The 20,473-nt window shown below is 41.5% G+C and carries 30 protein-coding genes and 1 pseudogene; 5 read left to right on the forward strand and 26 right to left on the reverse strand.

Translation table 11 applies throughout. The features are described from left to right. Positions 1–63 precede the first annotated feature (63 nt). The 17 genes and pseudogenes from MKZ11_RS19995 to MKZ11_RS20075 all read right to left on the reverse strand — a co-directional run bounded on the left by MKZ11_RS19995 (position 64) and on the right by MKZ11_RS20075 (position 9,173). Positions 64–492, reverse strand: a complete 429-nt coding sequence (locus MKZ11_RS19995) for a hypothetical protein (protein WP_340796112.1) — start codon at positions 490–492, stop codon at positions 64–66. A 292-nt stretch (positions 493–784) separates the two neighbouring features. Further along, a complete protein-coding gene (locus MKZ11_RS20000; protein WP_340796113.1) occupies positions 785–3,112 on the reverse strand; it encodes a phage/plasmid primase, P4 family in 2,328 nt (775 codons plus the stop codon). A 14-nt stretch (positions 3,113–3,126) separates the two neighbouring features. After that, the gene (locus MKZ11_RS20005) at positions 3,127–3,363 is read right to left on the reverse strand and encodes a hypothetical protein (RefSeq protein WP_340796114.1); all 237 of its coding nucleotides are present in this window, start codon (positions 3,361–3,363) and stop codon (positions 3,127–3,129) included. Next, positions 3,363–3,773: a hypothetical protein gene (locus MKZ11_RS20010; protein WP_340796115.1), complete on the reverse strand. Its 411-nt coding sequence runs from the start codon at positions 3,771–3,773 to the stop codon at positions 3,363–3,365. Before MKZ11_RS20010 ends, MKZ11_RS20005 begins: the two co-directional genes overlap by 1 nt. 76 nt (positions 3,774–3,849) lie before the next feature. Further along, positions 3,850–4,311, reverse strand: coding sequence for a DUF669 domain-containing protein (locus MKZ11_RS20015; protein ID WP_340796116.1), 462 nt, complete (start codon positions 4,309–4,311; stop codon positions 3,850–3,852). A 197-nt stretch (positions 4,312–4,508) separates the two neighbouring features. Continuing rightward, positions 4,509–5,174, reverse strand: a pseudogene (locus MKZ11_RS20020) (AAA family ATPase); the annotation flags it as partial. 18 nt (positions 5,175–5,192) lie between these two features. Beyond that, positions 5,193–5,537, reverse strand: coding sequence for an organic solvent tolerance protein OstA (locus MKZ11_RS20025; RefSeq protein WP_340796117.1), 345 nt, complete (start codon positions 5,535–5,537; stop codon positions 5,193–5,195). A 14-nt stretch (positions 5,538–5,551) separates the two neighbouring features. Next, on the reverse strand, positions 5,552–5,776 hold the full coding sequence (locus MKZ11_RS20030) for a hypothetical protein (protein WP_340796118.1): 225 nt from the start codon (positions 5,774–5,776) through the stop codon (positions 5,552–5,554). Positions 5,777–5,791: 15 nt separating this feature from the next. After that, the gene (locus MKZ11_RS20035) at positions 5,792–6,271 is read right to left on the reverse strand and encodes a siphovirus Gp157 family protein (RefSeq protein ID WP_340796119.1); all 480 of its coding nucleotides are present in this window, start codon (positions 6,269–6,271) and stop codon (positions 5,792–5,794) included. A gap of 85 nt (positions 6,272–6,356) precedes the next feature. Further along, complete coding sequence (locus tag MKZ11_RS20040; RefSeq protein WP_340796120.1) at positions 6,357–6,632, reverse strand: hypothetical protein; 276 nt, start codon at positions 6,630–6,632, stop codon at positions 6,357–6,359. Positions 6,633–6,671: 39 nt separating this feature from the next. Continuing rightward, positions 6,672–7,157, reverse strand: coding sequence for a hypothetical protein (locus MKZ11_RS20045; RefSeq protein ID WP_340796121.1), 486 nt, complete (start codon positions 7,155–7,157; stop codon positions 6,672–6,674). A 106-nt stretch (positions 7,158–7,263) separates the two neighbouring features. Next, entirely contained in the window at positions 7,264–7,473 is a 210-nt protein-coding gene (locus MKZ11_RS20050) for a hypothetical protein (protein ID WP_340796122.1), read from the reverse strand. A 5-nt stretch (positions 7,474–7,478) separates the two neighbouring features. Further along, a complete protein-coding gene (locus tag MKZ11_RS20055; RefSeq protein ID WP_340796123.1) occupies positions 7,479–7,625 on the reverse strand; it encodes a hypothetical protein in 147 nt (48 codons plus the stop codon). 1 nt (position 7,626) lies between these two features. Continuing rightward, on the reverse strand, positions 7,627–8,598 hold the full coding sequence (locus tag MKZ11_RS20060; protein ID WP_340796124.1) for a hypothetical protein: 972 nt from the start codon (positions 8,596–8,598) through the stop codon (positions 7,627–7,629). Then, positions 8,595–8,720 (reverse strand): hypothetical protein, encoded by a 126-nt coding sequence (locus MKZ11_RS20065; protein ID WP_340796125.1) that lies wholly within the window; start codon positions 8,718–8,720, stop codon positions 8,595–8,597. The genes MKZ11_RS20060 and MKZ11_RS20065 overlap by 4 nt, the downstream gene beginning before the upstream one ends. Beyond that, positions 8,717–8,917, reverse strand: a complete 201-nt coding sequence (locus MKZ11_RS20070) for a helix-turn-helix transcriptional regulator (RefSeq protein ID WP_340796126.1) — start codon at positions 8,915–8,917, stop codon at positions 8,717–8,719. The genes MKZ11_RS20065 and MKZ11_RS20070 overlap by 4 nt, the downstream gene beginning before the upstream one ends. A gap of 19 nt (positions 8,918–8,936) precedes the next feature. Further along, a complete protein-coding gene (locus MKZ11_RS20075; RefSeq protein WP_340796127.1) occupies positions 8,937–9,173 on the reverse strand; it encodes a helix-turn-helix domain-containing protein in 237 nt (78 codons plus the stop codon). Positions 9,174–9,356: 183 nt separating this feature from the next. Between MKZ11_RS20075 and MKZ11_RS20080 the strand changes: the two genes are divergently transcribed. The 3 genes from MKZ11_RS20080 (at position 9,357) to MKZ11_RS20090 (ending at position 11,344) form a co-directional block, all read left to right on the forward strand. Continuing rightward, on the forward strand, positions 9,357–9,704 hold the full coding sequence (locus MKZ11_RS20080) for a helix-turn-helix domain-containing protein (RefSeq protein WP_340796128.1): 348 nt from the start codon (positions 9,357–9,359) through the stop codon (positions 9,702–9,704). A gap of 9 nt (positions 9,705–9,713) precedes the next feature. Continuing rightward, positions 9,714–10,163, forward strand: a complete 450-nt coding sequence (locus MKZ11_RS20085; protein WP_340796129.1) for an ImmA/IrrE family metallo-endopeptidase — start codon at positions 9,714–9,716, stop codon at positions 10,161–10,163. 101 nt (positions 10,164–10,264) lie between these two features. Continuing rightward, positions 10,265–11,344, forward strand: a complete 1,080-nt coding sequence (locus tag MKZ11_RS20090; RefSeq protein WP_340796130.1) for a site-specific integrase — start codon at positions 10,265–10,267, stop codon at positions 11,342–11,344. Positions 11,345–11,397: 53 nt separating this feature from the next. Here the strand turns inward: MKZ11_RS20090 and MKZ11_RS20095 are convergent, their stop codons facing one another. From MKZ11_RS20095 to MKZ11_RS20120, 6 genes are all read right to left on the reverse strand, one after another. Beyond that, the gene (locus MKZ11_RS20095) at positions 11,398–11,763 is read right to left on the reverse strand and encodes a GNAT family N-acetyltransferase (protein WP_445327009.1); all 366 of its coding nucleotides are present in this window, start codon (positions 11,761–11,763) and stop codon (positions 11,398–11,400) included. A 179-nt stretch (positions 11,764–11,942) separates the two neighbouring features. Further along, positions 11,943–13,271 (reverse strand): diaminopimelate decarboxylase, encoded by a 1,329-nt coding sequence (lysA, locus tag MKZ11_RS20100; RefSeq protein ID WP_340796131.1) that lies wholly within the window; start codon positions 13,269–13,271, stop codon positions 11,943–11,945. Between the two features lie 65 nt (positions 13,272–13,336). Next, positions 13,337–14,785 carry a spore germination protein gene (locus MKZ11_RS20105; protein WP_340796132.1) on the reverse strand — a complete coding sequence of 483 codons (1,449 nt, stop codon included), beginning with the start codon at positions 14,783–14,785 and terminating at the stop codon, positions 13,337–13,339. Positions 14,786–14,789: 4 nt separating this feature from the next. Then, entirely contained in the window at positions 14,790–15,578 is a 789-nt protein-coding gene (locus MKZ11_RS20110; RefSeq protein WP_340796133.1) for a SigF/SigG family RNA polymerase sporulation sigma factor, read from the reverse strand. A gap of 3 nt (positions 15,579–15,581) precedes the next feature. Next, positions 15,582–16,028, reverse strand: a complete 447-nt coding sequence (spoIIAB, locus tag MKZ11_RS20115) for an anti-sigma F factor (protein WP_340796134.1) — start codon at positions 16,026–16,028, stop codon at positions 15,582–15,584. Beyond that, a complete protein-coding gene (locus tag MKZ11_RS20120; protein ID WP_340796135.1) occupies positions 16,018–16,371 on the reverse strand; it encodes an anti-sigma factor antagonist in 354 nt (117 codons plus the stop codon). Before MKZ11_RS20120 ends, spoIIAB begins: the two co-directional genes overlap by 11 nt. A gap of 174 nt (positions 16,372–16,545) precedes the next feature. On the opposite strand from MKZ11_RS20120, the gene MKZ11_RS20125 reads away from it, so the two are divergent. Together MKZ11_RS20125 and MKZ11_RS20130 are read left to right on the forward strand one after the other, a co-directional pair. Further along, positions 16,546–16,677: a hypothetical protein gene (locus MKZ11_RS20125; RefSeq protein WP_340796136.1), complete on the forward strand. Its 132-nt coding sequence runs from the start codon at positions 16,546–16,548 to the stop codon at positions 16,675–16,677. Continuing rightward, positions 16,674–16,832, forward strand: coding sequence for a hypothetical protein (locus MKZ11_RS20130; protein WP_340796137.1), 159 nt, complete (start codon positions 16,674–16,676; stop codon positions 16,830–16,832). The genes MKZ11_RS20125 and MKZ11_RS20130 overlap by 4 nt, the downstream gene beginning before the upstream one ends. Positions 16,833–16,915: 83 nt before the next feature. Here MKZ11_RS20130 and MKZ11_RS20135 read toward each other — a convergent pair whose 3' ends face one another. Genes MKZ11_RS20135 through xerD form a run of 3 tightly spaced genes read right to left on the reverse strand, consistent with a single transcriptional unit; the run spans position 16,916 to position 20,361 of the window. Continuing rightward, a complete protein-coding gene (locus tag MKZ11_RS20135; protein WP_340796138.1) occupies positions 16,916–18,229 on the reverse strand; it encodes a pyrimidine-nucleoside phosphorylase in 1,314 nt (437 codons plus the stop codon). Further along, on the reverse strand, positions 18,229–19,422 hold the full coding sequence (deoB, locus tag MKZ11_RS20140) for a phosphopentomutase (RefSeq protein ID WP_340796139.1): 1,194 nt from the start codon (positions 19,420–19,422) through the stop codon (positions 18,229–18,231). Before deoB ends, MKZ11_RS20135 begins: the two co-directional genes overlap by 1 nt. A gap of 39 nt (positions 19,423–19,461) precedes the next feature. Next, the gene (gene xerD, locus MKZ11_RS20145) at positions 19,462–20,361 is read right to left on the reverse strand and encodes a site-specific tyrosine recombinase XerD (RefSeq protein WP_340796140.1); all 900 of its coding nucleotides are present in this window, start codon (positions 20,359–20,361) and stop codon (positions 19,462–19,464) included. Positions 20,362–20,473 lie beyond the last annotated feature (112 nt).

Raw genomic sequence — 20,473 nt, forward strand, 5'->3', positions numbered from 1 at the left:
TTCTAAGTCGTTTCACAGACAAATACTCACCTTCAACCTAAAACACCCGTAAACGCTCGTAAACTACTTATTTTGACTAGCATATAAAACGGCATGCTCATAGAATTTAATTTTCATAGCATTTGATTCGTCATTTTCGTATTCACGATAGTCTGTATAAATATCAATCCAGCCATTTTTCGCTAGAACAACAGTCCAATCGTGCAATATCATCAACGAATCATAATCAGCACATAACCAATCGTTCATTTTTTCATTCGTTTGCCAACCGCAAAATAGGTGGAGCCCCTTTTGCATCGTTAAATCAATCGAAGAAGCTTTTTCCCATGATCCGAACCATTTTTCAATTTCACCAAAAATCGGTTCAGCAGCTTGCAATATTTCTGCAGGAATTAAATTTGCATTTTTCAATGCAAGCCGTCCGTCTGATTCATCCCGATACATTTCAGCGCCACATTTCCAAATAGCTGATAAAACTTTTAATACTTGCATTTCATCACCTCGCGTTACTAAAAATTATTTAATACAACACGAATTACTGAAAGTTACCGAATAATAACCCTGTTCACCCTTACAGCCACAAGGCTTTCCGACGTTTGGGTTACTTTAGTTGTCGGGAAAGTCCATTAGGGCTCCAAAGGGACTAATTATTACTGTTTGTTATTTCTACTTATTGTTTTTATTGATAACTAAAATAACTAAAAAGAATATATAGTATATTAAAGCCTTGGTACTGCTGACTTTCATAGAATTACCGAAAGTTAACGAACGGGTGAAAAGGTTATCAATCGAGCTTAAAACCACCTGTTTTAGCGTTTTCGACAACTGCTTTATTAACTGGAGCGCGGTCTTTTAAGGTAATTCCTGTCAAAAACGTCTTATTTCCAGTGCCTTTCACTTTTCCAAAACCCTTCGTTTCCAACATTCTGTAAAACGAACGATTCCCTAAAGCTCGTTCACCGGACCCAAAACACCATCTGTCGTAAATGTTGAAAAGTTCTTTTGCTTCGATTCTTATTGATTCGTTTTTCGGTTCGATTACATAACAAGTTTCACTGAGAAACGGCGCTAGAATATCCATATCCTCTTTGTAGTTGCCTGTCGCTTCTGCCACAACACGAGGTTCTTTCAACCCCGACTTCTGCCACTTCAAGCAGCCTTCGAGCACCCAATTCAAGATACCAGGCATTTCTAGCGTCAATTTTTCTTCTAGTTTTTTATCACGTTCGTGCGGTTTCAAATTCAGAGTGAATGGGATGATTTTTACCCTTCGCCAGATACCATCGTCCACACCACCAATGATCGGCTTGTGATTCGTCGTGAAGAAAACTTTGAACTCAGGTAGAAACTCGAAGAATTCTTGTCGAAGGAATCGGGCCAAAATCGGCTCGCCACCTGTTATTGTTTTGACAAGTGATTCCTGTAATTTCTCGCCCTCTTCCGACTCCACTGCAGAAACGAATCGGGAACTCGCTAACCTAGCAATATCGTTATTCGCTCCATCGCTTTTCTTTTTGATAAATGTGTCTGAATTCGTTTGTAATCCGTAGTCACCCATTATTTTTTTTATAGTGTTCACGAATGTTGATTTACCATTGGATCCACCACCAACCAAGAAATACATTCCTTGTTCACTGATATCCCCAGTAAGTGAATATCCGACCAAACGCTGCATGTATTCAATCAGATCAATATCGCCTTTGAATATTTGATTTAAAAATAACATCCATGTAGGACATTCTGCTTTTGGGTCAAACTCAACATTTGTGATTTTTGTTAAATTTAGTTCACGATCATGCGGCTGTAATTTACCTGTTTTCAAATCCAAAATTCCGTTTTCCATGTTGAACAAATATTTGTGTCGGTCGAAGTCTTCACGTTCACCTGGTACTAGTGGCATCAAATCTTTGATGCTATTCATACGGATATTTCGACGTTCACACATACGGGCCCACTTGATTTCCATTTCATCATCTGATTTGTACAATCCGCGAAGCACCTTATTTGTAATACGTTCAATTTCCTTCTTAGTGTCGTAACGCCAACGTTTTCCATCCCATATAAGCCAACCTGTATCACCTACGTATTTGATGGTATGGCCGTATTCGTATGCGATTCTTTCGGCATTTCCTAATTCGGTCAATCGGAATTTCTTTTGCGGCTTGTCCTCCACAACCTCATCATTGTGGAAGTCGAAAGAGAATTCATCGTACTGTTGCCTGTCGTCCAATATCGTGGATGTGGTAGATGTAATAGCTTCTGCAATCGTTCGTTCACCGTATGTTTCATTGGTATCACGGAAATGAATGACGTCCCATTTGTCACGTAGTAGACCAGTCTCACGGAACATTGCATCCATTCGAGTTGATGATTTCCCTGTCCAAAAAGCTAGATGATTACATAACGACAAGTCACTCGATGAATGGTCATTGTTGATTAAATTCCCGTTATATAAACTGCGTATTTCATCGCCACTTTTACCGCGGAACATTCTTTCCCATAGCGATTCATTCGATATTTTAATTTCATCACTTTCGAAATCTGCTAGATTCACGCGTCCCTCGATGTCGCTATCATCGAAATATTTTTCGAATACTTCAGCGAGCTCATCCGTTCGATCATAAACGTCGTTTGAATTCTCACGATTACCAGTAAAGGTGAAGTACCTTCCATATGAATAAATTTCTAATCCATGCTGCGTGTTTTTCCGACCGGTTCCCAGCACATTCTGTGGAAGGCCACCTTTGATAATGATGTGCAGCCCTTTTCCACTTGGAGAAAATTCCGTGTAACTATCCAATGTGTCGATGATTTCAGTAGCAAATGTATTCGGTTTGCCGTCAACAACACACTTATCTATGTCGACACCAATGTAGTTGTCTTGTCGGCTGAATACGAAGCCTATACCGCTGTAGTCACCCTCTAAATAAAACTTGACCGCCGTTGCGAATGTGCTCCAAGTGCGACGATTATTTGCTTGGGCCATTTCCCCATCGACTTGATATGGAACCTTGGTCGGCTTGCCATCGCGTTTTTCATTTCGCCAAAGGATCCATTGTGGTAAAGCCTTTAATTCTGACGGAATGCTATTAAAGTCATAACTTTCTTTCATGGTCGTACCACCCCTTATTTCAATGCTTCGAATGTGACTCTATCCATGACGCTTATAAACCCTGCGTATTTTACTAGTTCTGGGTGTAGCCTTCTTGGTGAGTCGTTATCATAGAGTGAGTCAACGCAAGCTCTCACTTCTTCGAGCGCTTCACGTAAATTCACAATTTCTTTTGTCACAATTTGAAACAAAACTTCATCTACGCGCTCACCTTTATCTTTATAATCTTGTAAGACTTCAAGGGCATTCATCACTCATTCACTCCTTTGATTTTTATGCCTAATATTTCGAGTGTGATTTCGACTATCCGTGTCTTTTCTTCGTAACGTATAACATTTGCCTCGGGAGCATTGTAATAATCCAGTAGATTTTCTTCCGGTGTTTGCTCGACTTCGTAACCCTTAACCAAAATACAGGACAATTCAAAAGGGCTGATATTTTTCATGCATAAAGATTCTTCCTTCGACTTTTCAAAACCCTCAATCCAAGATTGAGAATGTTGATAAATAAAGTCATCTTCCCAACCGTTGCAACTAGCTACGTTATTTTCATAAGCTTTTACGAAGTCAGCAACTTCACGACTTACCTTCACTTTTTCAATCGATTTTCTTAGTTGCTGTAATTCAGTAGTAATTTGTTCGTCATGTTCTCGAACTGACATTTATTCCACCTCATTCACTGTTTTTGGGTAAAAAAAAGAAAGGTCCACCGAAATGAACCCCTCTATTTAATTGGAATTAAAATGGTAAATCATCATCACCCACAACAATTGGTGGTCCTGATTGCAATGGAGCGCTTGCTACTGAAGGTTTATAACTCGATGATTTCGCATAAACGCTACCATCATCTTGCTTTTTATGAGTGACATAGATTACTATCGTTTTTCCTGCTACATCATTAGCCATCTGCTCAACTGTGGCAGGCGAATAATTTGGTGGTAACCCGCATGCTAGGAATAATGATTTGGCGATACCAGCAGCAGTCGGATGATCGAATGTGAATGTGTTATAAAGCACCTTCGCCCCTTGGTGTTCTTGTGGCACATCTGAACGAATCTCAAAATCTACTTGTAGTTTAGGTTTACCACTTGTTTTAGCCATCTCACCAACAGCGTTGATAATCGTTACTTCGTATTCACCTTTCGCAATCATGCTGAACCCTTTTACTTCTTTGACTTCATCCATTTTGAAAAAACTCATTATTCATCGTCTCCCTTTTGTGTGTTTTGTTTTTCTTCTTCAATACCTTTTTCATATTCTTCCTTAGTAATAGGGTTGCAAAGTGCGAAATCTCCACCCACAGGGACTTCTTGACCTACTTTGAATTCTAAGAACGAATCACTTTCGGGGTGGAAATAATACGCATCACGCTTGAACAATCTAACCTCTTCTTTAACTGTGGAAGGCAAGATTAAATCTTCCTGTTTACAACCTTTTCGCTTATCCAAATGATTCTTTGCGAAAATACTTTGATTACCTTCAAGAATAAAACCACGTTCGCCATCTACTTTTCTTACCAATCGACCCACAACATGCACAATGCCCATGATGTGATTCACAATCTTGTCTGGAATATCAGGCAAGAACTGATTGTACTGTTGTCCATCGTCATGAATGATGCTCCGTGTGGTTTCCCACGTTGTGTAAACTACATTTGCATCTAGTGAATTGAATATCTCGACCAGTTTCAATAAATGGTTGTAAAGTATGCCGTAATCCTTCAATTCAGGCATTCCGCTTTTAGTCGTTTCTGCTTTTTTTAGCAACCATAATTTTTGATAATGTGTTAAATTGTCTATGAAAATATTGTCATAGTTTGCGATATTAGCTTTTGCAAATCCGTAAAATTGGATAATGCTATCATGTGGGTTGTTTGAGTCAATCTTAGCGATATCGACATTCGCATAACCTTCTAATACTTGGCTTGTCCCATCAATGTCGAATACTAACGTCTTGCCTGGTAGCAACCCCGCAACTGTCGTTTTGCCATCGCCAGGCTTTGAATATGTGATAATTTTAGCCTTCGCGCTTCGTTTTACATCGGCACCATTTATTAACTGCATGTCCTCCACACCTTTCTATTAAAATGGCGCACCTTCGGATTGATCGTCGTCTTTGGTAGCAGCTACCGAAACATTACCGTTTGTTTCAACTGAATATGGAATACCTTCATGAACTTCTTCAATTGACAGTTGACCTTCTGGCGCTTCATCCTTTTTCGATGTACCGTTTTCCATGACATCTTTCGGAGTATTGTAGTTGTATGTCAAATCAACCAAGAAATATTGACCATATTTATTATGCTTTTCCGTGATTTTCTGCATTACGAAATTTGATTTCTCTTCTGCAGCAACGACGATTTCTTTTGCTTCTTCGTGTGTATCTGCGTAATGTTGTTCCTTTTGATTAAGTTGTACTTTTCCCATTTTAATTTCCCCTTTTATACCGTCATCCAAGACGGATATTTTGTTTGAACTTCTTCACCGATGATTCCCAACTGATTGCGCGATAAGTCACATTTTCCACATTGTATAGTAGGGATTACGTTGTCATGGAAGTTGCGGTCATCGTAGCCGCTGCCTTTCTGTTCATGCCCGCACCCTTCACATTCATAAATTGCTGAAAAGTCACGTCTGCTTTGACTTGTGATTTGTTTGATTTTCAATATGACTTCCCCCTTTTATCGAATTCTTAACGATTCGCCTTGTTGTATTTGTGCGCCTGGCATGTTTCCGTGTTCTTTCAAATATTCCAACACAGATTTTTTATCTAAAACAGGTTTACTTTCGGTGAAATACCTATTTGGAATCAATGACTCGTCCAAAACTTTTAATGCAGGTGGATTCTTCTGCACGGTGAATGTGAATTTCTCACCTTTAATCTTTTGATTACCTGTGGAAGACATTGCGAATTGCATGTTTTCTTTCATTCGCTTGATTCCGTTTTCCATTGTCTTGCGACGATCAGCTAAACGTTTTTCTTCGCCTTTCAAGCCTTCTACATCCGATTCAATGTTACGGATTACCATTGCATAGCCTTCAAGTTTTTCTTCGATAGCGCCTTCCACAGTTTCTAAGATTCCGCTAAGGTCATCTGCGCCCTCTTCAATCATTTGTTGAATCTGAGCATATGAGCCAGTTAAATCATATAGAGTAGCCATTATGTGTCCTCCCGTGTTATATTTTTAATAAATTGTGATAAACTATGAGTGTGTGCTGTCGAGCGTCCGTTGGTAGCGGGCGTTTTTATTCATTTCTAAACTCATCTAACTTCTGATTCGCTTCCCCTAAATCTTCTTCTAATGTTTCTATTTTCTGTTTCATATCTTCATAGTCGCGTTTATCAACCATTACATATTTATCTAAATCGACTTCAACTGATAAATAATTACGGCCAACACGCTGATACTCTTCAAATTTAAAATCAAAATCGTTACTTTCTTCTTCTGAGTTTATATACAATTCAACTTCTGCAGATGGATTGAATTCGAGCAATTCGATAATCAAATCTCTTACTTCCATTTTTTCAGCTCCCCTCAATCGTTTGTGTGGATGGATAATTTATTCAATTGATTGATGATATTCTTCCGCTTCAACTGCTGCATCATCGACTTTTGCATAAAATCCCTCCGTGAACGCTTTGACCTCTTCCACAGTATCGATGACTCCCATAACGCGTTGCTGCCTTAACTTGTATTCCTTTTGCTTTTCTATCAATGACAATTCCTCGAATGGTAGTTCATCAGTTTCCATTGCATTAATAGCAAGATGAGTAAGATATTCATTTTCATCTGATTGGAATTCTTCAAGATGCTCAATCAGTTTGTTCCGTTCATCCACAATTCTTTCTTCGATTTCGGGGAATTCTAGCGCTTCTTCCATGTTTACCAATGTTTCAATCTTTTGGAAGGATGCAGATTTTTCGTTGTAAAATGTTTTATATTCGTTATGACCAACAAGCACTTGTACCTCTTCAACCTTGTCTTGGTAATATCTGATTGAAACTACCTCAAATTTTCTACCTAAAATATTTAATCTAGCTTTCATTCTTCTTCCTCCTCTTCATTTTCGTGGCACTCTTCGCATAGTAAATCTTCGAATAGTGGATCTCCTGCGTAAACAACGACTTCACATCTGCGGCAACAATAAGCAATCATTCCCCCGCTACTCTCCTTTCTGCATTACCTTCCGATAATAGAATGCTAGACAAGCAAGCCATATCGCAAAAAGCATTGCCGGCATGTTCTACGTATTCTTCACCTTCGTATATTCCTACTCCACAACAGTTGCATTTATAGAATTGTATCGGCTCCGGTTCGGGATATCCTGTACTCATCGTGTGGACGATTGACGGATGTTCCATATCATTCACCCCACAATCCCGAAGTGTTTTAGTAACACATACACAAGCCAACCCAGTCCACCTAATGTAAGAACTACAATCAAAATGTTGAAAGCAAACGCAATCCACACCATACGACCTACTCGTTTAAAATCACGGTCAAAGTTCTTCATATCATTCACCTACACTTTCAAAATCGTAAATTGCGTTTGTATCGTCGATGATTGGTAGCATACGAATTTCACTATCCGTTAAATCTGCGTGCGCTTTTCCATCTTCAAATAATTTAGTTAGGTTGTTTTCTGTATCGAGAACAGAATCAATTTGGTAATTCATTTTCATATGATGTCTGTCGCCTTTTGGGAAAGTTACAATTTGACCTGCAGCCCAATCATCCGGCTGAACAGCTTCCATAAACTCCTGTGGAATATCAATCTTCAATGCTTTACATAGAGATACGACTTCACCTAAAGGCTCGTTGAATACTTCGTTCGGATGACAGCATGCAACAGCTTTCTTTCTGGTGTATCCAGTCCCCACCCCTATCAAAGTACAAGTCGTGGTAAGTTTCGCTAAATCATGAGCGAATTTGGCATCGCACAATAATTGGTCGCCCTTCTTACTTTCAATGATGTAACCGTCAAGATCCTTATTCTTCAACCCCTCCGCAAACTCCCTAGCCCGCTGAATCAGTTCGGCGCGTTGTTGGTTGGGGGATTTCTGTTTAAAATAATATTCAGATGGACTAACGATGCCGAGTTGCTTTTTGACTTCATCCATAGTGCCTACTACTTCGAAGATTTCTACTACATATTCACCTGCCCAAAAATCAACACGCATCGATCCTTTTCTACCATCTAAATAACTTACTTCGTTTAGAATTTCGTAGAAAACATTACTTTTCGTATGCACAGGACCACCAAGATTTTGAAAGCGTACATAGTCACCTTTCATCTGCTTTCGTTCAACCTTACGAAGCAACTTACCTTCATGTTCAACCTTTTCAGCTCCAACATCTTTGGAAGGAATCTCCCGAGCAACATATTTCGTAACAGTCCCCTCATCCAATCGAGATTTAACTTCTGCCATAACTTTGTTCATAACAGTCACTAGTTCAGTGCCGGATAATTCGCTAAGATTTTTCATTTCATTTCCACCTTCCGTTTTTTATTAGCCTGGAATCGTTCGATTGCCGTCCACACATAACCAGTGATTGATAGTGCCGTGACGAATGCTACGTAGAGCCAGAAGAGTCCCCAGTCTGTCATTGGACTTGTCCTTTATCGAACAACTCTTCTATGGTCATCCCTAACCTTTCCGATATCGTGAAAGCCTCCGGTAAAGTGAATGCTGCCTTGCCGCTTTCTTTTAATTGGTATGTGATTGGATTAATGTGAAGCAACTCGGCCATATCCTTTTGTCGTAACCTGTTTTCGCGTCTTGTGACGTATAGAATGTGGTGCATATACAACTCCCTCCCCCAACTACACTTTTTCCGTTACCTTTCTCTTAATCCGAAAAAACTCGGATTCGTTGCCGAAAAAAATATCATTCGCGTTAACGTTGTATAAGTTTTCGATTTTCACCAACAACGATCTTGGTATATTAGATGAATCTCTCTCGTACTTCGACAAGGTATCTTTGTTTACACTTAACTGTTTTGACGAGGCCACTAGAGTCATTCCTGCATTTACTCTGGCAGCGCGTAGGGTCATTTTCATTACCACAATCTCACTCCCTTCCGGTTGATTAACTTCATATTATCCGAGATTATTCGGAATGTCAAACGAATATAACCGGATTTGTCATATTTCCTCCGAGAATAAACGGAATTTATATTGCATATAATGAAGAGATGTATTATGATAGTTTTAGATAGTTCGGAAAACGGGGAGGAAAGTTCAGTGATTGATAGAGACTTGCCATTAAAAAAAGAAATTGCGAACAATATAAAAGCACTTATGAAATTAAACGATATTAAAAACCAAATAAAACTTAGTGAGATTTCAGGGATATCAAAAAGCACATTATCAGATTACTTAAGGTTAAAAACTTTAATAAATCCAGGGAATGTCGAAAAACTAGCAAGTGCATTTAATGTTGAAAAGTCGGATATTGATCCATCGTTCGCGTCTTCTAGTAGAGGGAAACAAACGGAAACAATTGCCGCGCATATAGATGAGGATTTAACAGAAGAGGAAATGGAAGAGGTAAGAAAATACATCGAGTTCATCAAATCACAACGAGAATGAGGCGATATCATGAGATACGAGTCACTTGTTTCGGAGTATCCCCAATTGTTTATCTTAGAGGTTAAGGATATTCCGAAGGGACTTGCGGGACTTTATACAGATAACATGATTCTCATAGACAAACATAGAGGTAGGTATGAAAAACACTGTATATTAGCTGAGGAAATCGGACACCACGAGACAACTTATGGAGATATTACAAATCTGAAGAATGTGAGAGAGCGAAAATTGGAGTTGGTCGCCAGAAGATGGGGGTACGAAAAAATAGTTTCCCTAGATAAATTGATTGAGTGCTTCGAAATGGGTTATAAATCGTTGGAAGAGGTATGTACTCATCTCGAAATCACCGCATCATATTTAAAAAAATCTGTAGATCATTACTCTTCTCGTCACGGCATTTCAATTCACCACAATGGATATCGAATCGGATTCGACCCCCTATATATTCGAAGGGTATAATTTTTTTGCTATTTAACCAAACGTACGTGCCTACATTAAGGAGGTGATTGAAGATAGCGTAACAAGGGCGTGGCTTTTTTATCAGAAAGGAAGGGAAATGCATGGCCGTATACAAAGACAAAGAACGAGGAACATGGTATTTCGTAACTCGGGTAAAACAGCTAGACGGGAAGATGAAGCAAGTGAAGCGTAGAGGTTTCAAGACAAAGAAAGAAGCGCAAATAGCGGAAGCAGAGACCCTCACAACGGTCGCTACAGTTGATAGTCTAACATTGGGTGTAATCGCTAACGAATACCTCGAATGGTACACAGCGCGACGTAAAGAGTCATCTGCAAATAAACTAAAAAGCATCCTTTCACTTCACATAGTCCCCAAGTTCGGAAAAATGAAGATTGAAAGCATACGGGCATCACATGTTATGGAGTACCAAACAGAGCTAATAAAGAAATACTCACCAAATCATGTAAAGAAAATACACGCAATGTTATCATCAGTCTTCAATTTCGCGATAAGGATGGATTATGTAAAAGAAAATCCAGCAAGAGTTGCAGGAGTATCAGGAATGGATGCCCCAAAACATATTGATTATTGGATATTAGATGAGTTTAAAAGTTTTATCAGTCATGTAGACGATCTATTTTATCGAACTTTATTCATGACGTTATATTATAGTGGGTTGAGACGAGGAGAAATACTGGCGTTGACGTGGGCCGACATCGATTTCGATACTAATACAATTAATGTCGATAAAAGTGTATTGCATAAAAAAGTGACAACACCTAAAACTGATGCATCTACAAGGAAACTCATGATGCCTTCACACGTGATGAGATTATTACTACTATTGAAAAGAGATGCTGCACCAATGAACCTCTCCCATGTAGTCTTTGGAGAAATTCATGACAACATCTCAAATACAACTCTTGCTAGGCATTACGAAAAATACATTAAACTTTCGGGCGTCAAGAGAATCCGTCTACACGACTTCCGTCATTCACACGCATCCTATTTAATCAATAAAGGTTATCTCATATCTATAGTTTCGAAACGATTAGGGCATAGTAATCCTTCGACCACTTTAAATGTGTATAGCCACCTATACCCATCAACCGAAGCCGAAGCTATTGAATCAATGGAAAATGATTTCGAAACAGCTAAAATACTAAAAATGTTACCATAATGTTACCATGCCCCCGCCAACCCTTGCTACCACTACCCAAAGGCAGACGTTAATTAGTCTGAACCTTCTTCTTTGGGCTTACACTTCTGTATGAATAAATCGGTTTCTTCGGTTCCGATGCATATTTTATCAGGGAAGAGTGCTTGCAATTTCATCACCATTTCCTTGCCAATCCCTTCCCCGCGGAAGGATGGATTGACGGAAAGATGCTGTAATGTATAGACGTCTTCGCCTAATTCAATGCCAATCAGACCGATGAAATCCTCATCCTTTTTCACAAGATATAACTGCCAACTATCATCTGTTTCGTATTGGTAAATTGTTTCCTGCAATTTCTTCACAGTTTTGTCGCCGGGCATGTATGAAAGCAGGCCCATCGCAATTTTTTCATAGGTTTTCTTATAACGTAAAAGTATCAATTGAATCCCTTCTTTTCTGAAAATCCTTTGTCCACCATAATAGTAGGGCTAACACATTTTCTAAGTATGACAGTGCCATTATCTTGGATCGATGATTGGCATGATGAACTTCCAGTATACCGCTCCCCACATAATAGCTGCAACTACTATAAAGATAAACAGGAGGATGTTACGCTTTCTCAAATCCTCTCCTCCCGTCTCACAAGTTGCAATGGGATATCAAGTCTCACAACGTCTTCGTAGGACTCTCTACGGACGACAAGCTGATGTTCTCCATTTTCACAGAACACAACTGCTGGTTTCGGAAGTCGGTTGTAATTGCTGGCCATTGAATAGCCGTAAGCACCGGTACAGAAAACAGCAATGATATCGCCTTCAGTTGGATGTGCAAGATAAGCCTCTTCAATTAGCTTATCCCCCGACTCACAACATTTCCCGGCTATTGTAACCACGTTGTCGTGAGGCTCGTCCATACGGTTTGCTGAAACTGCCGTATATTTCGCACCGTATAACGCCGGGCGAATATTATCCGACATTCCACCATCAACCGCAATATATGTACGAACACCCGGTACTTTTTTTGAACTTCCTGCAGTATATAGCGTCGTCCCTGCATCTCCAACGAGCGACCTGCCTGGCTCAATCCAAATTTCTGGAACCGGATAATTATGTTTGCGGGTCATCGACAGAACAACTGTCGCCATCTCTTCAATATAAGCAGATGGATCCAGTGGTTTGTCTTCCTCCGTATAACGAATGCCAAACCCTCCGCCCAAGTTCAGAACGGGGCAAATAAACCCATAGTCCTCGCGCCAAGATATCATTCTGGACATAAGTGCTTCTGCCGCTAAACGGAATGCATCTGTTTCGAATATTTGGGAACCAATATGACAATGCATGCCTAGTAATTTGATATAAGGATGATCATACAATTGAAGAAAGGCTTCATCCGTCTGGCCATTTTTCAAATCGAATCCGAACTTCGAGTCTTCCTGACCTGTCGTGATGTAATCATGTGTTGATGCTTCCACTCCCGGTGTCACCCGGATAAGCACATTCATGGATTCTTTTCGAGATTCTGCGATTTCCTTCACCAATGCGATTTCGGAAAAATTATCGATAACGATACAGCCTATTTTTTCATCGAAAGCATATTGTAATTCGGTGAAGCTTTTATTGTTGCCGTGAAAATGAATGCGATGTCGCGGGAAACCCGCAGAGACGGCTGTAAACAATTCCCCTCCAGAAACGACATCAAGAGAAAGACCTTGTTGTTCTGCAACTTCGTAAATAGCAATGGACGAGAATGCTTTACTCGCATAAGCGACTTGTGCACGAATCCCAACATTTTCGAATGTTTTCTTAAAGGCGTCCGCCCGTTCACGAAACAAGGCAATATCATAAACGATAAGCGGGGTTCCATAAGTATGTGCAAGATTAACCGTATCAACGCCGCCAATTGTCAAATGCCCCTTGTCGTTGACTGATTGTGTTCCATATAAATGCATTTGCCTTCCCCTCCCGAATCAGATAACTAAAACTTTATCATATTAGGAAGGGTAGAGGCAATGATCTAGGAAGTACGGTCACGGTTAGGCGAGTCCGTTATGAACGGCCGAGGTTCATCGGCAGTCATCGGAAACCTGATAATAACACGCAGCATAGCTTTTGGAAAAAACGGGACAGCAGGCCATAGATAGGGTACTCCCATTGGCTTTAAAGCACATAAATAGTAGAAAAGCACTGCTACTGACAAGAAAAAACCTGGTGCTCCTAAAAGGGCTGTTGATAACAGAATGCAAACCCTGAAAATCTTCGTCGTAAGGCTTAATTCATACGAAGGAATAGAGAAGGTGAAAATAGCGCTTACCGCTACATACAAGACGACTTCCGGGGTGAAAAGCCCTACGTCGATTGCTACTTGCCCAATGACGATGGCTGCAACGAGTCCCATAGCGGTCGACATTGGGGTTGGCGTATGAATAGCCGCCATACGCAGCACTTCTATTCCGCCATCTGCAATCAGAAGCTGAATGAGTAACGGTATTTCTCCGATATCATTTGGCCCGATATAACTGAGAAAGTCCGGTAAATAGTGCTGATGTGTCGCGAGTAGGTACCAAAAAGGTAAAAGAACAAGACTCATGACTGCTGCAAATAGACGCATCAATCTAATGATTGTTCCACTGAGCGGGGCCTGTCGAAATTCTTCTGCATGTTGAAGGTGATGAAATAACGGAGCCGGTACTAAGATTACCGAGGGGGATGTATCGACGATGATGGCGACATGCCCTTCCAGCAAATGTGCTGCACATATATCAGGACGCTCTGTGAATCGAACGAACGGCATTGGATGAAAACGCTGTTTAAACAAAAATTCTTCTAGCGATTTATCCGTCATTGTCAGACCATCGTGGTGGATGCTATCCAATCTCTCTCGAATATAAGAAAGATGCTCCTCACTAGCTGCCCCTTGCATATAGGTAATCGCTACATCTGTTTTTCCATTCATCGATACCTTATGCATTTCGAATCGTAAATCTTCTGTGCGAAGCCGTCTTCTTACAAGTGCACTATTTGTGATAAGGTTTTCCGTAAATCCATCCCTTGAACCCCTGACGACTTTTTCATTATCTGGTTCTTCAGGTTGTCTTCCCGGGTAATTGCGGATATCAATTGTAAACACGTAGCCCTCAGGCGTGATGAATGCCGCTTGTCCGCTTAATATTGCGGTAAGTAATTCGTCGGCGTCTTTTACATTTGAAACAGCATGATACGGGAAAAAGGAGAGGAACCTTTCCCCCCCATCACTTAGCTCTTCCGCACTTTCATTTCTCCCTTGCATTTCCGTTAATAAAGTTGTAATAGAATCACTGTCAATAAGTCCGTTAATATAAAGCAACAGGGCAGGCATATCCCAAAGATGCAATGACCTGACAGTAGCATCGAAAGTTTTGTCCTTACCGAAACGGGTATAGAACCACTCTTCCCCTTCATTCATCGATTGGAATAGCTTTTCCATTGGTTTAATCCGTCCTCACTTTTAGCATAATCTCTTCCGCGTCAACGCCCATCCAGGATTTCAATTGGGCTAATATTTTCTTTTCAAGCCGCGACACTTGTACCTGTGATATGCCAATCCGTTCAGCAATATCACTTTGCGTACAGTCCAAATAGTAACGCATATAAATAATTGTTTGATCCCTTTTATTCAGTTTGGAAATTACATCACGAAGCGGAATATGGTCGAACACTCTTTCGGATCTATCATCTCGCAATTGATCCATCAGCGTTAAGCTATCCCCTTCACTTTCATATAACTGTTCATGAAGTGATGCAGGGTCACGTAAAGCGTCAGACGCCAGGACAATATCATCAACGGTGACTTCTAGGACTGCAGCGACCTCTGATATCGATGGCGATTTACCATGCAATTTAATATAATCGTCGGTTGCATGGCGGATTTTGAAACTTAGTTCGCGAATGGACCGGCTCACTTTCACCATTCCATCATCTCTGAGAAAACGCTGGATTTCTCCGACAATCATAGGAACCGCATAGGTAGAAAACTTCACTTCATACGATAAATCAAATTTATCGATCGATTTCATAAGACCAATACAACCAATTTGGAACAAATCCTCGGGATCTGCCCCGCGAGAAGAAAACCGCTGGACGATGGACCAGACTAGCCGTGTATTCCCTTCCACCATCATTCTTCTCGCTTCTTTATCACCTTCCTGTGAAATTTTTATGAGTTCCCTCATCTTTTCCTGGGTCAACAATGCGGGTTTCACTTCAACGGATGCGTCCATGGGTCACCTCATTCTGCTTGCTTCCGGGATCGGAGAAAACGTTTTCTCGAACTTTACGGCTGTTCCACTTCCTAATACAGATTCGACAGAAACACTGTCGGCGAAACTTTCCATTATCGTAAATCCCATACCCGATCGTTCCATGAATGGTCTCGTGGTAAACATCGGTTCCATCGCCTGTTCTACATCAAAAATACCCATGCCTTCATCGCGAACCGTCATTGTAACTTTACTTTCTTCAATTACAGCATGGACGGTGACAATACTTTTCCCATCGCATTCGTAGCCATGAATGATCGCATTCGTCACAGCTTCCGACACAATTGTCTTAAACTCTGAAATTTCTTCAATAGTCGGGTCAAGCGGCGTTATGAAACAGGTCATTGCCATCCTTGCCAGTGCTTCGTTTTCCTCAATTGCGACGAATGATAACGTCATTTCATTGTTCATGTAAAACCCCTCCTATTTCCCCGATCGCAATATCGACCGTGCAATGCCTTATATTTGGTCCAAGACCGGAAAAAGTGAATATCTTCTCCATTGTCGTGGACGGATTCAAAATAAGCGTTTCCCCTTCCAAAGGCGCTAAATCACGCATCCTTCCAAGAATCAGCCCGATTCCTGCGCTATCCATGAATCCAAGCCCCGACAAATTCCAAATAATTGCCCGAACTTGTCCGCTGTAAATAGATGAAGAGATGTGGGACCGGATTCGATTTGCCTCATGATTGTCCAATTCCCCATGCAGTGTTGCAATTAAAATCCCATTGTCAATAATTTCGATGTCAGCCATGCTGAACCCCCTCCTTACTTGCGAATTATTCCACATCGGAAGGACGAAATCCTTTCACCTGACAGAACTAGTCATAGTCAGCGCAAAGTTCTTACGTTTCGACATTGCCCACTTCTGATAAAAGTATGTACGTTTTCCAAACGTTTTACACACTCGCTGAAAAAAATTGTAGATTTGATGGGTTGGGGTGAGAATATGGTCGGTTGGAGTGGGGTTATGGTCGTTGTGCGGGGATATGAGCGGTTGGGTGGCGGGTATGATCGAGCGGGTCGCGCGGGGATACGATCGGTTGAGCGGCGGGTATGAGCGGTGTGCGTGGGGATATGAGCGGTTGGGCGGCGGGTATGAGCGGTGTGCGTGGGGATATGAGCGGTTGGGCGGCGGATGCGATCGGTGTGCGTGGGGATATGAGCGGTTGGGTGGCGGGTATGAGCGGAGTGCGTGAGGATATGAGCGGTTAAACCGCGGTTCTCTAATTTAAAAAAGCTATCCTATCACCCCGATTTCATATCGGTGACAGGATAGCTTTACTCTTTAATTAATCTTAATTCGTAATCATTTCACCTATGAGGCGCGGACTTTCCACTGCTTCTTTTCCTATGGATATATGTTTCTGAATCAGTTTCATGGATTGCTCTACATTTTCAGTATTCGAATGGATAATGGCAAGTGCTTCTCCTTCTTGCACAGCATCTCCGATTTTTTTAGTCAGCACAATACCGACAGCAAGATCGATTTCATCATCTTTTGTAGCTCTGCCCGCTCCTAACAACATTGCAGCAACACCAATATCATCTGCTTCCATCTTCGTTACATACCCCGATGACAGTGCCGGTACTTCGATTTGGTATTTCGCTGTTGGCAATAGCGATGTATCATGGATGATTGCCCCATTGCCGCCTTGCGCTTCGATCAGTTTACCAAACAATTCAAGTGCTGAACCATCAGCAATAACTGCTTTTAGCAGGTCACGAGCTTCATCGACTGAATCCGCTTTTCCGCCTACGACAATCATTTTGCTGCCAAGAACAAGACATAGTTCCGTCAAATCTTCTGGACCATTCCCTTTTAGCGTCTCAATCGCTTCAATCACTTCAAGCGAGTTTCCAATTGCAAATCCTAAAGGCTGGCTCATATCAGAAATGACCGCCTGTGTATTTCTACCTACTTGTTTACCGATTGCCACCATCGAATGTGCTAGTGCCCTTGCATCTGCTTCTGTTTTCATGAACGCACCATCGCCCGTTTTTACATCGAGAACAATCGCATCTGCGCCTGCAGCAATTTTCTTGCTCATAATCGAACTGGCAATGAGCGGGATACTATCAACAGTAGCCGTCACATCGCGCAAAGAGTAGAGTTTTTTATCGGCAGGTGTTAAGTTTCCACTTTGACCAATGACTGCTAATTTTAAATCATTCACTTGCTTCACAAACTGCTCTTCAGTCAATTCGATATGGAACCCTTCAATAGCCTCGAGCTTGTCGAGTGTCCCTCCGGTATGGCCAAGCCCCCTGCCACTCATTTTCGCGACAGGAACGCCGCACGCCGCGACGAGAGGAACTAGGATTAATGTCGTCGTATCTCCAACTCCGCCTGTTGAATGTTTATCAACTTTAATGCCTTCGATTGCGGATAAGTCGATCTGATCGCCAGATTCGACCATCGCCATCGTCAAATATCCCTGTTCTTCAGCAGTCATTCCTTTGAAATAGATTGCCATAAGAAACGCACTCGCTTGATAATCAGGAATCGATCCATCTGTATAACCGTTCACGAAAAACGTAATTTCTTCTTTCGTTAGTGCCTCACCGTTGCGTTTTTTCTCAATTACATCGACCATTCTAAACAACTTCATCACACCTTTTCTGCTAATAAATTCAAGAAACTCTTACCGAATTCAGGCATTTTAACATTGAAATTTTCTGCAATTGTAGCGCCAATATCTGAAAATGTTTCATTCTGAGGCATTTCGCCGCCACTTTTAAAAGAAGGCGAATAAACAAGGAGGGGAACATATTCCCGCGTATGATCCGTTCCTTCGTGTACGGGGTCATTGCCATGATCCGCTGTAAGGATCAACAAATCATCTTCACGCAATTCACCCATGATTTCTTCAAGCCTTACATCAAATTCTTGGAGGGCATTGCCATAACCAAGCGGATCTCTCCGATGCCCAAATAACGCATCAAAATCGACCAGATTTGTAAAGCTAAGGCCTGTGAAATCTTTTTTCATAACAGCTAATAGTTTGTCGACACCATCCATATTACTTACAGTCCGAACTGATTCTGTTATTCCTTCACCATTGTAAATGTCAGCAATTTTGCCGATGGCGATAACCTCATAACCTGCATCCGCCATCTCATTCATCACTGTACGGCCGAATGGTTTCAGTGCATAGTCATGGCGGTTTGTTGTCCGTGTGAAGTTGCCTGGTTCGCCAACGAACGGACGTGCAATGACACGGCCGACTAAAAACTCCGGTTTCATCGTTAGCTCACGGGCAATTTCACAGATCCGGTATTGTTCCTCAATTGGAATGATGCCCTCATGCGCGGCGATTTGTAAAACGGGATCCGCGGACGTATAGACGATAATAGCCCCCGTCTCCATATGTTCTTGACCAAGTTCATCAAGAATTGCAGTACCGCTGGCCGGTTTATTGCCAATCACTTTACGACCAATGCGCTGTTCCAATTCTTCAATCAGTTGTTGCGGGAAACCGTTTGGATAGACTTTGAAAGGCTTGTCAATATTAAGACCCATTATTTCCCAATGCCCTGTCATCGTATCTTTCCCAACGGAAGCTTCCTGCATTTTGCCAAACAACGCCGATGGCTCATCCGCAATCGCAATCCCCTTGATTTCATTAATATTAGAGAGGCCTAGTTTGCCCATGTTCGGCATATGCAGACCTCCCATTGCTTCGCCGATATGCCCCAGTGTATGTGCACCTTCATCGCCAAAAATAGAAGCATCTGGTGATTCTCCGATGCCCACAGAGTCGAGCACGATTAGATGGACGCGTTTAAATTGTTCTTTTCCCATAAGTTAATCCTCCTTAAGAATAAGCATTTCTGTAGAATTCTATGCTCTTGGATGAAACTTTACATAGACCTCTTTCAACCTTGAACGGCTGACGTGTGTATAAATTTGGGTTGTAGAAATATCTGCATGACCAAGCATTTCCTGTACTGCGCGGAGATCTGCCCCGTTCTCAATAAGGTGGGTAGCGAAAGTATGACGCAATATATGAGGTGTCAGCTCTTTTTGTATACCCGCATTCAACGCATGTCCCTTCAACAGTTTCCAACATCCCTGTCTTGTTAGCCTTGTACCCCTCATATTGACAAATAATGCTTCAGCACCTTTTTGTTTTGCGATGAAACTCGGTCGCGCTTCCTCAATGTAGCGTTTACACGCCTCAATCGACTTCCCGCCAAGAGGGATAATCCTCTCTTTTCCACCTTTTCCGAATACACGTACGAATCCCATTGAAAGGTGGATATCATCCATATCAAGCCCAATCAGTTCACTTACACGCATACCTGTCCCGTATAAAATTTCAAGTAACGCATGATCCCTAACACCCTGCGGTTTCGAGCGATCCGGAATCTCAATCAGTCTGTCTACTTCATCCATCGATAAAACACGTGGTAATTTTTGTTCAAGTTTCGGCAATTCCAAATGGACAGTTGGATCTTGGGTCGTTACTTTTTCCCGAAGAAGAAACTGATGAAACGAACGGATTGATGAAATATGTCTAGACACTGTCCTGGCCGATTTCCCGCCTTCTTTCAACCGTTGTAAATGGCTCACTATGGCAGGGCGATCAACATCATCTATCGTTTCATAACCTTCTTGTTTCATATAGTCCATATATTCCTCGAGATCCCTCTTGTATGAAATGAGTGTGTTTCCCGACAGCTGCCGCTCCACTTTTAAAAAATGCAGGTAGTCTTCAAGTGCAAATCGTACATCTTTCATAACAAACGGGTGGCAGCCAAAAAGTTTGCATCAGTTTTCAATTGGAACAAACCCCTTCCCCCTCTCGGTAATCGCAGGTTTGCAGTCAACGACAAAAGGGACAGCATTATGC

It is taken from the genome of Sporosarcina sp. FSL K6-1508 (assembly GCF_038007465.1).
GTDB classification, from domain to species: Bacteria; Bacillota; Bacilli; order Bacillales_A; family Planococcaceae; genus Sporosarcina; species Sporosarcina psychrophila_B.

Excerpts from the sequence above, each read along its gene's own strand:
- MKZ11_RS20035 (WP_340796119.1), bottom strand. The coding sequence starts at position 6,271 with ATGGCTACTCTATATGATTTAACTGGCTCATATGCTCAGATTCAACAA.
- MKZ11_RS20040 (WP_340796120.1), bottom strand. The coding sequence starts at position 6,632 with ATGGAAGTAAGAGATTTGATTATCGAATTGCTCGAATTCAATCCATCT.
- MKZ11_RS20120 (WP_340796135.1), bottom strand. The coding sequence starts at position 16,371 with ATGGCTGACATCGAAATTATTGACAATGGGATTTTAATTGCAACACTG.
- MKZ11_RS19995 (WP_340796112.1), bottom strand. The coding sequence starts at position 492 with ATGCAAGTATTAAAAGTTTTATCAGCTATTTGGAAATGTGGCGCTGAA.
- MKZ11_RS20085 (WP_340796129.1), top strand. The coding sequence starts at position 9,714 with ATGAGATACGAGTCACTTGTTTCGGAGTATCCCCAATTGTTTATCTTA.
- MKZ11_RS20005 (WP_340796114.1), bottom strand. The coding sequence starts at position 3,363 with ATGAATGCCCTTGAAGTCTTACAAGATTATAAAGATAAAGGTGAGCGC.
- MKZ11_RS20010 (WP_340796115.1), bottom strand. The coding sequence starts at position 3,773 with ATGTCAGTTCGAGAACATGACGAACAAATTACTACTGAATTACAGCAA.
- MKZ11_RS20135 (WP_340796138.1), bottom strand. The coding sequence starts at position 18,229 with ATGAAGTTGTTTAGAATGGTCGATGTAATTGAGAAAAAACGCAACGGT.
- MKZ11_RS20000 (WP_340796113.1), bottom strand. The coding sequence starts at position 3,112 with ATGAAAGAAAGTTATGACTTTAATAGCATTCCGTCAGAATTAAAGGCT.
- MKZ11_RS20050 (WP_340796122.1), bottom strand. The coding sequence starts at position 7,473 with ATGGAACATCCGTCAATCGTCCACACGATGAGTACAGGATATCCCGAA.
- lysA (WP_340796131.1), bottom strand. The coding sequence starts at position 13,271 with ATGCATTTATATGGAACACAATCAGTCAACGACAAGGGGCATTTGACA.
- MKZ11_RS20105 (WP_340796132.1), bottom strand. The coding sequence starts at position 14,785 with ATGGAAAAGCTATTCCAATCGATGAATGAAGGGGAAGAGTGGTTCTAT.
- MKZ11_RS20070 (WP_340796126.1), bottom strand. The coding sequence starts at position 8,917 with ATGCACCACATTCTATACGTCACAAGACGCGAAAACAGGTTACGACAA.
- MKZ11_RS20130 (WP_340796137.1), top strand. The coding sequence starts at position 16,674 with ATGAGCGGTGTGCGTGGGGATATGAGCGGTTGGGCGGCGGGTATGAGC.
- MKZ11_RS20045 (WP_340796121.1), bottom strand. The coding sequence starts at position 7,157 with ATGAAAGCTAGATTAAATATTTTAGGTAGAAAATTTGAGGTAGTTTCA.
- MKZ11_RS20015 (WP_340796116.1), bottom strand. The coding sequence starts at position 4,311 with ATGAGTTTTTTCAAAATGGATGAAGTCAAAGAAGTAAAAGGGTTCAGC.
- spoIIAB (WP_340796134.1), bottom strand. The coding sequence starts at position 16,028 with ATGAACAATGAAATGACGTTATCATTCGTCGCAATTGAGGAAAACGAA.
- MKZ11_RS20025 (WP_340796117.1), bottom strand. The coding sequence starts at position 5,537 with ATGGGAAAAGTACAACTTAATCAAAAGGAACAACATTACGCAGATACA.
- MKZ11_RS20065 (WP_340796125.1), bottom strand. The coding sequence starts at position 8,720 with ATGACAGACTGGGGACTCTTCTGGCTCTACGTAGCATTCGTCACGGCA.
- MKZ11_RS20055 (WP_340796123.1), bottom strand. The coding sequence starts at position 7,625 with ATGAAGAACTTTGACCGTGATTTTAAACGAGTAGGTCGTATGGTGTGG.
- MKZ11_RS20075 (WP_340796127.1), bottom strand. The coding sequence starts at position 9,173 with ATGAAAATGACCCTACGCGCTGCCAGAGTAAATGCAGGAATGACTCTA.
- deoB (WP_340796139.1), bottom strand. The coding sequence starts at position 19,422 with ATGGGAAAAGAACAATTTAAACGCGTCCATCTAATCGTGCTCGACTCT.
- MKZ11_RS20110 (WP_340796133.1), bottom strand. The coding sequence starts at position 15,578 with ATGGACGCATCCGTTGAAGTGAAACCCGCATTGTTGACCCAGGAAAAG.
- xerD (WP_340796140.1), bottom strand. The coding sequence starts at position 20,361 with ATGAAAGATGTACGATTTGCACTTGAAGACTACCTGCATTTTTTAAAA.
- MKZ11_RS20060 (WP_340796124.1), bottom strand. The coding sequence starts at position 8,598 with ATGAAAAATCTTAGCGAATTATCCGGCACTGAACTAGTGACTGTTATG.
- MKZ11_RS20090 (WP_340796130.1), top strand. The coding sequence starts at position 10,265 with ATGGCCGTATACAAAGACAAAGAACGAGGAACATGGTATTTCGTAACT.